The 13,221-nt window shown below is 62.9% G+C and carries 11 protein-coding genes; 2 read left to right on the top strand and 9 right to left on the bottom strand.

What is annotated here, in order from left to right:
* Positions 1 to 2: 2 nt before the first annotated feature.
* From GKC41_RS07275 to hisS, 6 genes are all read right to left on the bottom strand, one after another.
* The gene (locus GKC41_RS07275; protein ID WP_154313605.1) at positions 3 to 1,193 is read right to left on the bottom strand and encodes an amino acid ABC transporter permease; all 1,191 of its coding nucleotides are present in this window, start codon (positions 1,191 to 1,193) and stop codon (positions 3 to 5) included.
* A gap of 6 nt (positions 1,194 to 1,199) precedes the next feature.
* The gene (locus GKC41_RS07270; RefSeq protein ID WP_024627819.1) at positions 1,200 to 1,877 is read right to left on the bottom strand and encodes an amino acid ABC transporter permease; all 678 of its coding nucleotides are present in this window, start codon (positions 1,875 to 1,877) and stop codon (positions 1,200 to 1,202) included.
* A gap of 1 nt (position 1,878) precedes the next feature.
* Positions 1,879 to 2,709, bottom strand: coding sequence for a glutamate ABC transporter substrate-binding protein (locus GKC41_RS07265; protein WP_195760204.1), 831 nt, complete (start codon positions 2,707 to 2,709; stop codon positions 1,879 to 1,881).
* Positions 2,710 to 2,752: 43 nt separating this feature from the next.
* A complete protein-coding gene (locus GKC41_RS07260; protein ID WP_324612092.1) occupies positions 2,753 to 3,568 on the bottom strand; it encodes an amino acid ABC transporter ATP-binding protein in 816 nt (271 codons plus the stop codon).
* Positions 3,569 to 3,752: 184 nt separating this feature from the next.
* Complete coding sequence (gene aspS, locus GKC41_RS07255; protein WP_154313681.1) at positions 3,753 to 5,555, bottom strand: aspartate--tRNA ligase; 1,803 nt, start codon at positions 5,553 to 5,555, stop codon at positions 3,753 to 3,755.
* Between the two features lie 39 nt (positions 5,556 to 5,594).
* Positions 5,595 to 6,980: a histidine--tRNA ligase gene (gene hisS / locus GKC41_RS07250; protein WP_154313604.1), complete on the bottom strand. Its 1,386-nt coding sequence runs from the start codon at positions 6,978 to 6,980 to the stop codon at positions 5,595 to 5,597.
* An 84-nt stretch (positions 6,981 to 7,064) separates the two neighbouring features.
* Between hisS and GKC41_RS07245 the strand changes: the two genes are divergently transcribed.
* Positions 7,065 to 8,576 (top strand): DUF349 domain-containing protein, encoded by a 1,512-nt coding sequence (locus tag GKC41_RS07245; RefSeq protein WP_154313603.1) that lies wholly within the window; start codon positions 7,065 to 7,067, stop codon positions 8,574 to 8,576.
* 213 nt (positions 8,577 to 8,789) lie between these two features.
* Here GKC41_RS07245 and GKC41_RS07240 read toward each other — a convergent pair whose 3' ends face one another.
* The 3 genes from GKC41_RS07240 to GKC41_RS07230 form a co-directional block, all read right to left on the bottom strand.
* Complete coding sequence (locus GKC41_RS07240) at positions 8,790 to 11,150, bottom strand: RelA/SpoT family protein (RefSeq protein WP_229281715.1); 2,361 nt, start codon at positions 11,148 to 11,150, stop codon at positions 8,790 to 8,792.
* A gap of 83 nt (positions 11,151 to 11,233) precedes the next feature.
* A complete protein-coding gene (gene dut / locus GKC41_RS07235) occupies positions 11,234 to 11,698 on the bottom strand; it encodes a dUTP diphosphatase (protein WP_154313602.1) in 465 nt (154 codons plus the stop codon).
* A complete protein-coding gene (locus GKC41_RS07230; RefSeq protein ID WP_154313601.1) occupies positions 11,698 to 11,991 on the bottom strand; it encodes a DUF4193 domain-containing protein in 294 nt (97 codons plus the stop codon). The genes dut and GKC41_RS07230 overlap by 1 nt, the downstream gene beginning before the upstream one ends.
* Before the next feature lie 167 nt (positions 11,992 to 12,158).
* On the opposite strand from GKC41_RS07230, the gene sepH reads away from it, so the two are divergent.
* Positions 12,159 to 13,217, top strand: coding sequence for a septation protein SepH (sepH, locus tag GKC41_RS07225; protein WP_154313600.1), 1,059 nt, complete (start codon positions 12,159 to 12,161; stop codon positions 13,215 to 13,217).
* Positions 13,218 to 13,221: the final 4 nt, after the last annotated feature.

The raw sequence follows: 13,221 nt of genomic DNA, 5'->3' as shown, positions 1-13,221 counted from the left end.
TATCAGCTCCTGTTCTTGCCGTCTTTGTCGTTGCCGCCTTTCTTATCCTTCCTGGTCTTGCCCTCGGCCTTCTGCTCGCCGCCGGAGCGGCTGCCGCGTCCGGGCTTGAGGAAGTCCGGAATTTCCAGGCTCGCCTTATGCGGATCGACCAGCGTGTCGGGCTGGGTCCGGTCATAACCCTGGATGTAACGGGTCTTCCTCCAGTGCTGGATGGAGGCGTTCGATCCGCGGTGATGTGCATGGTACTGCAATGGTGCGCCGCCGTACCGGTCCTCGTCCACCTCCTTGGCCACGGCTATCTGGTTGACGTTGGAGGGATCCATGATGGCCACGGGCGCGGCCGGCTCCACGAAGTCGGCGGGGGCGGCGGTGCGTTCCTGCATCTTCTTGGGCAGCCAGCGGGCGAAGTGGGACAGCAGGAAGCAGACGAAGAAGTAGACCACCGAGGCCACCACCAGGGTCTGCAGGATGTTGAAGTACATGGAGCCCAGACGACGGGACTCCTGCAGCAGATCCGTGTACATGATGATGGAGCCCAGAGCCGTGTCCTTGAGGACCACGACCAGCTGGGTTACGGCCGCCGGCAGCATGGCGTAGACGGCCTGGGGGACCTCGATCTGCATCAGCGACTGGGTCCTGGTCAACCCCAGAGCCAGAGAAGCCTCACGCTGGCCGTTGGGCAGATTGCCCACGCCCGAACGGATGAGCTCAGCCACCACGGAGCCGTTGTAGAGGATCAGACCCAGCACGACGGCCCAATAGGAGGCCTGGCTGACTCCGGCAAATGCGAACCAGCGCCAGAAGAAGATCATCATCATCAGCACCGGGACTGCCCGGCAGAATTCCACGATGATGCCAGAGACCATCCTTACCAGACCGTTGGGCAACAGACGGCCGATGCCGAAGATGAACCCAAAGATGACCGAGCCTATCACTGCAACTACGGAGGCCTTGATGGTCAGCCAGAGCCCGGGCAGGTAGAAGTCGGACCAGGCTTCGTAGTCCAGGGCCGGACGCCAGAGCTCCCAGCTCAGCTGGTTCTCACCGTCCGGAGGATTGTGCAGCCGCATCAACACCAGGATGACCACTATGGCGAAGATGATGGCGGCTATCCAGTTGGCGATTCGTATGGTGCGCCGGCCCTTGGGACCGGGCTGATCGAAGAGCAGCGAGCTCTCATTGTCCTGTGCCAAGGCTGCTCACCTCCTCACTGCCAGCTTGTTGGACAGGTACGTGGTCAAAGCCCCGATGGGCAGAACCAGGATCACGTATCCCAGGGCGAAAATCAGGAAGATGGCCACGATGGCGTTGGCGTGGAACTCGATCATCTCGCTCATCAGGGAGGAGCTCTCGGAGGCCACGGAGGCCGCTGCAGCCACGGTGGAGTTCTTCAGCAGAGCGATGAAGGTGTTGCCCAGGGGGGCCACCGAACCGCGGAAGGCCTGGGGCAGAATGATCTGCGAAGCCGACTGGAAGAAGCTCAGCCCCAGGGCACGGGCCGCCTCAGCCTGGCCCAGAGGCACCGTGTTGATTCCCGAACGCAGGGACTCGCAGACGAAGGCCGCCGTATACAGGGACAGGCCCGTGACCGCCAGCCAGAAGAAGTTGACGGAGAATTCCGGCGAGAAGCTGATTTTGAGCTGGGCAAAGGCCCCCAGGACCATGAAGACCATGATAATGGTCAAAGGCATGTTCTGGAAGAACTCCACGTACCCGCGGCCGACGGCCCGCAGGGAGGAGATGGGCGAGATGCGCATGATCACCAAAATGATGCCCAGGATCAGCGAGAAGAGGGCCGACCAGAGGGTCAGCTGGATGTTGACCCAGAAGGCTGCCGGGATGTCGTAGTCGGAAAACAGTTCGATGATGGTTGACATCTCACTCCCCTTCCTTGGGCTTGGGCGGGTTGTAGCGCGGGTCGGGTTTGTAATGGGTGCCCCGGGTATTGTTCTCCAGCGCACGCTGCCAGGAGCCGTTGGCCTCCATGTCGGCCAGGGCCGCATTGATTTTGTGGGCCAGCTTGGTATTGCCCTTCTTGATGCCTACGCCGTAGTACTCCTGGGTGAAGGGCTTACCGACCAGCCGCAGCCTTCCACGGGAGGCGGAGGCCAGTCCGGCCAGGATGATGTCGTCAGTGGTGACCGCATCGACGATGCCGGAGAAGAGGGCGGTGGCGCATTCGGCATAGCCGGGCTGCTCCATCAGCTGGACCTCCTTGGCGAACCGTTTCTTGACGGTGACGGCCGAGGTGGATCCGGTCACCGAGCACAGCCTCTTGCCGTTGAGATCCTCGGGGCCGCGGATATGATGGTCCTCCTTGCGCACCAGCAGGTCCTGGCCGGCGACAATGTAGGGTCCAGCGAAGGAGACAGCCCGCTTGCGTTCGTCAGTTATTGAGTATGAGGCCAGGATCATGTCCACGTCACCGTTCTGGAGCATGGCCTCCCGCTGCTTGGAGGGGGCCTCCTTCCAGACGATGTCGTCGGCGCTGTAGCCCAGTTTACCGGCGATGTAGGTGGCCACATCCACGTCGAAGCCCACGTAGGTTCCGGCCTTCTTGAAGCCCAGACCCGGCTGGTCGAACTTGATGCCCACGCGGATCTTGCCTGCCTCCTTGTCGGAGCCACAGGCCGCCAGGGAAACCAGACAACCCAAAGCGCACAGGATTGCGGTCAGATTCCTGGCCAGCCGTTTCAGCGGACGGCTCATGCCATGCATGCTTGCATTCATGCGGATATGCTTCCCTCCTGCTTCAGTGGGTCAGAATCTTGGACAGGAAGTCGGCGGCCCGCTGGGTCTTGGGGTGGTCGAAGAAGTCGTCGGGGTTGTCCTTCTCCAGGATGCGCCCATCGGCCATGAAGACGATATGATCGGCGGCCTGACGGGCAAAGCCCATCTCATGGGTCACGCAGATCATGGTCATGCCCTCCTGGGCCAGCTCGATCATGACATCCAGCACCTCGTTGACCATCTCCGGGTCCAGGGCTGATGTGGGCTCGTCGAAGAGCATGACCTTGGGCTGCATGGCCAGGGCTCGGGCGATGGCCACACGCTGCTGCTGGCCGCCGGAGAGCTGTGAGGGCATCTTGGAGGCCTGGGATTCCACGCCCACCCGTGCAAGGAGGTCCATGGCCAGGTCCTCGGCATCCTTCTTGGGCATGTGGCGCACCTTGATGGGCGCCAGGGTCATGTTCTCCAGGATGGTCTTGTTGGCGAACAGGTTGAAGGACTGGAAGACCATGCCCACCTCGGCCCTGAGTCGAGCCAGGTCGCGTCCCTCCTGGGGCAGGGGCTCCCCCTCGATCCTGATGACACCTGAGTCGATGGACTCCAGACGATTGATGGTCCGGCACATGGTGGACTTGCCTGAGCCTGAAGGCCCGACCACCACCAGCACCTCACCGGTGTCGACCTGCAGGTTTATGTCCTTGAGGACGTGCAGGCTGCCAAAATGTTTCTCGACGTGGGCCAGCTCGACCAACGGCCCGGACTTATCCTTGACCGGTCGGTCCGAGACCGGTTTCTCCGGCAGAATCCGCTCCGACGGATGTTTGGTTGTTTCGCTCATATTGGGCAGTTTACTCATCCTTTGTTGCGGAACGGCCATAGAAACGGTTCTCTTGGAAAGCAGAGCCTCTGGCCAACCCTGGCCAATTGGTTCGTCCGCGTATAAAAGTTTCTAAACAATAGGGGCCGGAACCCCGCAGGATTCCAGCCCTTGTAGTCTCTCGTCGGTCAGCGACGGAATGCGCTCAGACGGCATCCTCCTGATCCGGCTCCCAGTCCACGCCGGTCTCGGCGCGTTGCTGGTCGGAGATGGGAGCAGGAGCCCCGGTCATGGGATCCTGGCCGCCGCCGGACTTGGGGAAGGCGATGACATCACGGATGGAGTCGGCTCCCGTCAGGATCTGAGCGGTCCTGTCCCAGCCGAAGGCGATGCCCGCGTGGGGCGGAGCGCCGTACTTGAAGGCATCCAGCAGGAAGCCGAACTTCTCCTGGGCCTCCTCGGGGCCGATGCCCAGCACCTTGAAGATCCTGTCCTGGATGTCGTCGCGGTGGATACGCACCGAGCCGCCGCCCATCTCCTCGCCGTTGCAGACGATGTCGTAGGAGTCGCTCATGGCGTGCTCGGGATCCTTGTCGAAGCGGTCGATCCAGTCGGCCGAGGGCATGGTGAAGGGGTGGTGCATGGAGGTCCACTTGGAATGGCCCACGGCCACATCGTCGTCGTCCGGGTCGTCGGTGGGCTTGAAAAGCGGGAAGTCCACCACCCAGGTCAGAGCGAATTCGTCGGGCTTGAGCAACCCCTGGCGGCGGGCGATCTCCACACGTGCCGCACCCAGCAGGGTCTGCGAGGCCTCGCGGGGTCCGGCTGCGAAGAAGACGGCATCCCCGTCCGAGGCGCCCACAGCCTCCTTGAGGCCCTGGCGTTCGGCATCAGACAGGTTCTTGGCCACGGGGCCCTTGAGGGTGCCATCGCCGGTGAACTGGACGTATGCCAGGCCCTTGGCACCCCGCTGGCGGGCCCACTCCTGCCAGGCATCGAACTGCCTGCGGGGCAGGTTGGCCGCGCCCTGGTAGACCACGGCACCCACGTAGGGGGCCTGGAAGACCCGGAAGGGGGTGTCCTTAAAGTAGTCGGTCAGCTCGACGATGGGGTTGCCGAAGCGCAAGTCGGGCTTGTCGGAGCCGTACTTGTCCATGGCCTCCTGCCAGCTGATCCTGGGGATGGGCAGGGTGACCTCGAATCCCGCAGCCTTCCAGACCTCGGCGATGACCTGCTCGGCCATGGCCATGACGTCCTCCTGGGAGGCGAAGCTCATCTCGATGTCCAGCTGGGTGAACTCGGGCTGCCTGTCGGCACGGAAGTCCTCGTCGCGGTAGCAGCGGGCGATCTGGTAGTAACGCTCGAAGCCGCCCACCATCAGCAGCTGCTTGAGCAGCTGGGGGGACTGCGGCAGGGCGTACCAGGATCCGGGCACCAGGCGGGCAGGCACCAGGAAGTCGCGGGCACCCTCGGGGGTGGACTTGATCAGGGTCGGCGTCTCGATCTCGCAGAAGTCCATCTTGTCCAGGGCGGCACGGGCGGCCCTGTTCATAGCGGCCCTCAGGCGGATGTTGTGCTGCATGGAGGGGCGACGCAGGTCCAGATAACGGTAGCGCAGCCGCACATCCTCGCCTGGCAGCTTGTTCTCGGCCTCGTTCTCCAGGGCAGTGGACACCTGGAAGGGCAGGGCGGCCGACTTGGCCAGAACCTCGATCTTATCGGCCACGATCTCGATGTGTCCGGTGGACAGGTGCTCGTTGTCATTGCCCTCGGGGCGTTCGCGAACCTTGCCGGTGACCTGGATCACGTACTCGCTGCGCAGGGGCCGGGCCTCTTCCTCGTCGTAGATGACGATCTGGACCAGACCGGAGCGGTCACGCAGATCGATGAAGGCCACGCCTCCGTGATCCCGGCGGCGATCCACCCATCCGGCCACCGTCACCTGGCGACCGACCATATCCTGCGTGACATCCGTGGCGTAGCTCGTTCTATAAGCCGACTGGCCCATGCTTTCCTGTACCTCCATAATGCTCGGCCTGCCCCTGCGTCAGGCCTGGTATTCCACACTCTGCCGGGCATACAGGCTATCCGGCGTCCACGACACCAGGTCAGCCGGAACCTGTTCGCCGGTAATGATGTTCTTGACCTGGTCGCCCTCCTGCTGGCCCTCCTTGGCCGGGAACCAGACATAGGGGATGCCCAGGTGGTCGGCATAGCGGATCTGCTTGCCGATCTTGGCTGCGGTGGGAGCCACATCGGCAGCGATCCCCCTGGCCCTCAGGTCCTGGGCGATGTGGTTGCTGGCGGTGCGATCCTCCTCGTCCCAGACAGCGACCATGACCGCCGCCGGGGAGACACGGGAGGCCTGGACCCCCTGGGCCAGCAGGTAGGAGAGCAGGCGTGAAAGCCCGATGGACAGCCCCACACCGGGATAGGTGCGGTTGCCCTGGCTGGCCAGGTTGTCATAGCGGCCGCCGGAGCAGATGGATCCCAGGGACTGCGCCCCCTCCAGGAAGGTCTCGTAGACCGAGCCGGTGTAGTAGTCCAGACCACGGGCGATCTTCAGATCGGCGATGACCGAGCCCGGCCGGATGCGGGCTGCCTCGTCGATGATCATGGCCAGCGTCTCCAGCCCCTCAATGGCCAGAGAATAAGAAGAAGACTGCTTGTCGATGCCGACCTTGTCGACCAGGGCATCGAACCGCTGGCGCAGCTGCTTGCCATCGTCGGCGGTCAGCTCGGCCAGATCCAGGCAGGCCCTGGCCTGGTCCTGGTTGGCGCCGCACTCACTGACCAGCAGGTTGGCCACCTCGTCAGGGCCGATCTTGTCAAGCTTGTCGATCTCGCGCAGGACGCCTTCGATGTCCTCCAGGCCCAGACCCCGGTAGAATCCCTCGGAGAGCTTGCGGTTGTTGGCGTGCACAGTGGGCTTGGGCAGGCCGAAGGCCCGCAGCTCCTCCAGGGCGCTCAGCATGACCAGGGGCACCTCGACCTCGTAGTGGTCGGGCAGCTCCCCGTTGCCGATCACATCAATATCAGCCTGGACGAACTCCCTGAACCGACCCTCCTGGGGGCGCTCCCCCCGCCAGACCTTCTGAATCTGCCAGCGCTTGAAGGGGAAGGTCAAGTCGTTGCTGTGCTCCACCACATAGCGGCTCAGCGGCACGGTCAGGTCAAAATGCAGGCCCAGTCGGCGCTCGACTGGCACATCCTTCTCCTGCCCCAGGTCCTGCAGTCGGGAGAGCAGGTAGATCTCCTTGCTGGTCTCCCCCTTCTTGAGCAGGCTGGAACCCTCTTCCACGGCCCTGGTCTCAATGCCGATGTAGCCGTTCAATTCAAAGACCTTGCGAAGCGTGTCAATGATGCGCTGCTCCACCACTCTTTGTGAAGGAAGCCATTCAGGGAAACCGGATAGAGATGTGCCTTTTGCCATAAGAACCTATACTATAGGAGGTCAAGGAAAATGGTATTGCCATATTTTGCGATCTCTCCAACACACAAGCCTAAGGAGCTGGCCATGGCCGACAACACCGCCATCACACCCGAGAACACCTCGACACCGCAGGAGGAGCACACCGCGGACGCGGAGGGCCAGGTCGCCGCTGCGACGACACCCGAAGCCGGACAGACCGCTTCTACTGAGGATGCGCCCACCCAGAGCACACCGGTACCGGCTGAGCCAAAGCCTGCACCTGTTGCACCCAAGCCCAAGGCGGTTCCTTCCCCTGCTGCTCTGGCCCACAAGGCACCTCACGTCAAGGCCGCTCCAGCCGCCCCCACCTATAGCCAGGAGGAGATCGACAAGGCAGAAGCCTTCGGCCGGGTGGACGAGCAGGGCAACGTATTCGTCCGCGAGGGCGACAAGGAGCGCCAGGTAGGCCAGTTCCCCAACGCTGATGCCAAGGAGGCCCTCAATCTTTATGCCCGCCGATACCTGGACCTCAAGGAGAAGCTGAATCTCTTCGCATCCCGGTTGCGCAGCCCCAAGATCAAGGCCCACGAAATCGACGAGTCCATAGCCTCCCTCAAGGAGGAGACCAGCCAGCCAGAGGCAGTCGGTGACCTGGCCGCCCTGCGCACGCAGCTGGACCAGCTGGCCGAACAGGGGCAGGCCCGCAAGGCCGAGCTGGCGCAGGCCCGCAAGGACGCGATGGCCAAGGCCATCAAGGAGCGGACAGCCATCGTGGAGAAGGCCGAAGACCTGGCCGCCTCCCTGGGCGACTCCACCAATTGGCGTTCCACAGCGGACAAGTTCCGTTCACTCTTCGAGCAGTGGCAACACCACCAGCGCACCACCATCCGCATCGACAAGGCCGACGCGGACGCACTCTGGAAGCGCTTCTCCTCAGCCCGCACCACCTTCAACCAGGCCCGCCGCAAGTGGGCCCAGCAGCGGGACGCCCAGCGGTCCGAGACCAAGCGGATCAAGGAGGAGATCATCGCTGAGGCCGACCAGATCAAGGACTCAACCGACTGGGGACCCACTTCCCATCAGTTCAACGAGCTCATGGACCGCTGGAAGCAGGCCGGACGTGCAGGACGTCAGGATGACGATGCTCTATGGGCTCGCTTTCGCCAGGCCGCGGATGTCTTCTTCAACGCCCGTCAGGCCGACCGCGACAAGACCTCGGTCAACGAGCGCGAGAACCTGACCAAGAAGGAGGCTCTGGTGGCCAAGGCCGAGGCCCTGCTACCCGTCAAAGACACCAAGGCCGCCAAGCAGGCCCGGCAGGAACTGGCCAAGATCCAGGAGGAATGGGACGCCATTGGCTTCGTTCCCCGTGACGACGTGCGTCGAATCGAGGGCAGAATGGATGCCGTGGACCGGCAGATCAAGGCCGTTGAGGATGCCGCTTGGAACCAGTCCGACCCCGAAGCCGATGCCCGAGTCTCCAGTTTCGAGCAGCAGCTGACCGCCCAGCTTAAGGATCTGGACCGGCGGATCGCCGCCGAGCAGGATCCGTCCAAGAAGCAGGAATTGGAGGCCGAGAAGGCCACCAAGGAGCAGTGGATGAACGCCGTGCGCTGATCGCAGCCGTTTCAGCTTGGACCCCCGGCCTGGTCATTGACCAGCGGGGGTTCTTCTGTAACCGCCGTTGATAACCGTCTTTTCGCCTTTGGCCAGGCGAATTATCAAGGCTGAAAGCAATCGATCACTTCGACAGAACAATATGAAGGAGGCCGTCGCAGGAGTCTGGAGGGAAAGCTGACAAAGTGGTAATTGCAGGGGTGCAGGGGAAGGTCAGATGGCCCGCATATGGGGACTGGTCGAGCCCTTGGCCCCGGTCAGCCGGTAGGCATCGAAGACCCCGTCGATCTTCCTGACAGCCGACAGGAGGGTGTTCAGATGCTGGGGGTCGCCCATCTCAAAGACGAACTGGCTGACCGCCACCCTGTCCCGGCCAGTGGACTGGCTGCCCGACAGGATATTGACGCCATGGTCGGACAGTACCTGGGTGATGTCGGATAGCAGGTGGGGCCGGTCCAGGGCCTCCACCTGGATCTGGACCATGAAGGTGCCCTGTTTGCCCGTCCAGGAGACCTCGATGATCCGTTCTGGCTGCTTCTTGCGCAGATCCAGAAGATTCTGGCAGTCGGACCGGTGAACCGAGACGCCCTGGTTGCGGGTGATGAATCCGGTGATGGGGTCTCCCGGCACCGGAGTGCAACAACGGGCCAGCTTGACCCAGACATCGTCCACGCCCTTGACCGAGATTCCCTGGGAGGTCTCCGGCCGACTGGACTTGGTGACCCGCTGCAGGGGAATGGCCTCCTGCTCGACCTCATCCTCGAGGGCTGAACGGCCGGCATCGTGAACCAGCCGGGAGATCACGTTCTGGGTGGAGACCTGTCCATCGCCAATGGCGGCGTAGACCGCCTTCTCATTGGGATAGTTGAGTTCGTCGGCGGCTCCCACCATGGCTTCAGGGGTAAGCAGGGTGGCCACGGGCAGGTTCCGCTTGCGCATGGCGCGGATCAGCTCGTCCTTGCCCTCCTCAATGGTCTCCGAACGGCGTTCCTTACTGAACCACTGACGGATCTTGCTGCGGGCTCGGGGGCTCTTGGCAAAGCTGAGCCAGTCGCGGGAGGGCCCATCGGTGTCCGATTTGCTGGTCAGAATCTCAACCGTGTCCCCGTTGCGCAGCTTGGTGTCCAGGGGGACCAGACGGCCGTTGACGCGCGCGCCCATGGTTCTGTGGCCCACCTCGGTGTGAACGGCATAGGCGAAGTCCACCGGAGTCGAATCAGCCGGCAGGGAGATGATTTTGCCCTTGGGCGTGAACACATAGACCTCGGCTGCGCCCAGATCGTCCTTCAGGGAGCCCAGGAACTCGTTGGAGTCAGGAGTCTCGCTGGTCCAGTCGGCCAGCTGCTGAATCCAGGTCAGGTTGTCCTCCTGGCTCAGCTCCCCCTCCTGGCGCTCACGCTTGACATCGGACTTGTCAGGCTGGGACAGCTCGCGACCGGCAGACCCGTTCTCCTTGTACTTCCAGTGGGCGGCGATGCCGAACTCGGCACGACGGTGCATCTGCCAGGTGCGGATCTGGATCTCGACCGGCTTGCCGCCAGGTCCCACCACCGTGGTGTGCAGGGACTGGTAGCGGTTGGTCTTGGGCATGGCGATGTAGTCCTTGAACCGCCCGGGCACCGGGCTCCACCGGGCATGGACGGCACCCAGGGCCGCATAGCAGTCACGAATGGTATCCACGATGATGCGCACACCGACCAGGTCGTAGATGTTGGCGAAATCGTGCCCGCGCACAATCATCTTCTGGTAAATGCTGAAGTAGTCCTTGGGCCGACCCGTCACCTGGGCCTTGATGCCCTGGGCGTCCAGATCCTCGTGAATCTCGTCCAGGATCTGCTTCAGGTAGACCTCGCGCTGGCCGGCCCTGCGGGAGACCAGGACCACGATCTCGTTGTAGATCTTGGGATAGAGGGTCTTGAAGCTGAGCTCTTCCAGCTCGGTCTTGATGGCGTTCATACCCAGCCGGTTGGCAAGGGGCGCATAGACATCCAGGGTCTCGCGGGCCTTGCGCTGTGCCGATGAAGCCTTGACATAGCGCCAGGTGCGTGCGTTGTGGACCCGGTCGGCCAGCTTGACCACCAGAACGCGCACATCCCGGCTCATGGCCACGATCATCTTGCGGATGGTCTCGGCCTGAGCCGAATCGCCGTAGTCCATCTTGGATATTTTGGTGACCCCGTCCACCAGACCGGCCACCGTGTCGCCGAACTCGTCCCTGCACTGCTCCAGGGTGTAGTCGGTGTCCTCCACGGTGTCGTGCAACAGACCGGCCGAAACCACTGTGGGCCCCATGCCCAGGTCTGCCAGAATCTGGGCCACAGCCAGTGGATGGATGATGTAAGGCTCGCCGGACTTGCGCCTCTGGTCGGCATGCTGAACCACGGCCCGGTCATAGGCGCGCTGAAGCATGGACAGATCTTCATCGGGATGATGAGCGGAGCAAATCTCCCAGATGGGCATCAGGGGGTTGAGCGGGTCGTCGCTGACCTCGCAGCCCAAGGCTCTGGAGGACAGGCCGGAAGGGGCCTGATCGCCGACATCATTGCTACAGACGCTGCCCTCCTGAGTGACCATTCAAGCCTCCAATGTCCTGATATAATGCACCAATCCTACACTTGCGTCTGGCCCATTCAGGCCGCCCGTGTCCGAAGGGTGCCTCAGCGGCCGGTCGAGCCGAATCCGCCATCCGAACGCACCGAGCCGGGCAGGCGTTCGGCGGGCACGAAACGGGCCTGCACGTAGCGCTGGATGACCAGCTGTGCGATGCGCTCCCCGGGTTCGAAGTGGACCGACTCATGCGGATCCAGGTTGATCAGCGGCACCTTGATTTCGCCCCGGTAGCCGGCATCGATGGTCCCGGGCGCGTTGAGCACGGTCACCCCCATTTTGACCGCCAGCCCCGAGCGTGGATGAACCAGGCCGACGTAGCCGTTGGGCAGGGCCAGCGCCACTCCCGTGGGCACCAAGGCCCGCTGGAAGGGGGCCAGATCCACAGCCACACTGGCTCGCAGATCGGCCCCCGCATCGCCGGGCATGGCGTATTCCGGCACCTCGGCCCCATCCAGGGACTGGAACAGGACCTCGACCGTTTCAGGCTCGTTGTAGGACTCGTCATAGGCCATCAGGCGGCGCACTCCTTGCAGACGGGCTTGCCGTCGGGGGTGGTGTAGGCCAGCTGGCTCCGGTGCTTGACCAGGAAGCAGTTGGAGCAGATGAATTCATCGCCCTGCATGGGGATGACGGTCACCGAAGAGTCCTCATTGCTCAGGTCGGCGCCAGGCAGCTCGTAGTCCTCGGCGATGGCGTTCTCGTCGTCGTCAAGGTCAGCCCCGGCATCCTGGCCGTTTTTGCCAAGCTCCTGCAGGGATTCCTCGTCTTCGTCCTTGTCGCGCGGGGTATCGTAATCCTGTGCCATCGTGTACCCTTTCCTTGTTCGACCAGCCACCTCGTATGCCGGTCATTTCACACGATATGTACTGCGCATAGGATACACGATTTCAAAAGCACGTAAAATACCAACCGTAGGGCACAATGGAAATACCTAAGGCCGTGTAAAGGAACCGTAAGAGGATAGGGGCGTGCATGTCTGAGAATGGGACCAGGGTGGCCAGCTTTGACCATGTCGACGACAGGGGCGATCTGGTCTTCGTCTGTGACCACCGGCACTTCGCCGTAAGGGTCGACGATGCGCTTGATCGCGCCATTCTTGAGGCCAAGCAGGTCAAGGAGGAAGAGGACGTGGACCCCCAGACCGGCAAGTCCAAGCCACTGCCTGTCTCAGCCATTCAGGCTGCTGTGCGCGCAGGCGCCCGCCCGGAGCAGGTGGCTCAGCAATACGCTGTCAACGAAGCGCTGGTACGGCGTTTCGCGGCCCCGGTGGAGACCGAAAAGAAGTACGCCATCGAGCAGTTCCTGACCATGCCGGCGCCCAAGGGGTCGGGAGGGCGAAACTACCAGGAACTGATCGGCAAGGTGCTGGCCCGTGCCGGGGTCAGCCTGTCACAGGTTTCCTGGCAGGCCACCAGACGAGGGTACGAACCCTGGAACATCAACGGCGTGTTTACGCTGGACAAGCGGATCTTCAACGCCCGCTGGGCCTGGAACATGCATGACAACACCGTGACCTGCATGAACGGGGCGGCCAGGATGCTGCTGGACGATTCCGCAGACGACCATGGCCAGGAGCGTCCCGGCTGGGACCAGGGTCCCGCCGAAGAGATCGACGACCAGACCGACAGGCGACCTCCAAACCAGGAGGATGCCCTTGCCCGAATCGGGGAAGAGGACCGTGGTTCGGACGACCAGGAGGACGGCGAGCGCCAGGCGGCACTCACAGCCTGGCTCTATGGCAAGCCCAAGGAAGGCCAGGAGCGGACAGCCGAGCGAAAGCCCAGCCACCCCAGTGCGGAACTGACCGAGGACCCCGACACGGCCGAGCATCCTCCCATCCGAGACAATGAATCCACCATGGTCCTGCCCGTACAGAACCATGGGCAGAGCCAGGAGCCGGAACAAGGCGATGATGCCGGTCAGGATGAGCAGGAGGACGAGACCAGGGAGGGCCGCCGCGGCAAGCGGGCCAAAAAGCACTCCGGGCGGTCGGCCGTACCCAGCTGGGACGAGATCCTCTTCGGCAAGTAGTCAG

It is taken from the genome of Bifidobacterium asteroides, from assembly GCF_009683175.1.
GTDB lineage: Bacteria > Actinomycetota > Actinomycetes > Actinomycetales > Bifidobacteriaceae > Bombiscardovia > Bombiscardovia asteroides_H.
Note: the sequence above shows the minus strand (reverse complement) of the source record. Positions and strands in the feature narration are given on the sequence as shown.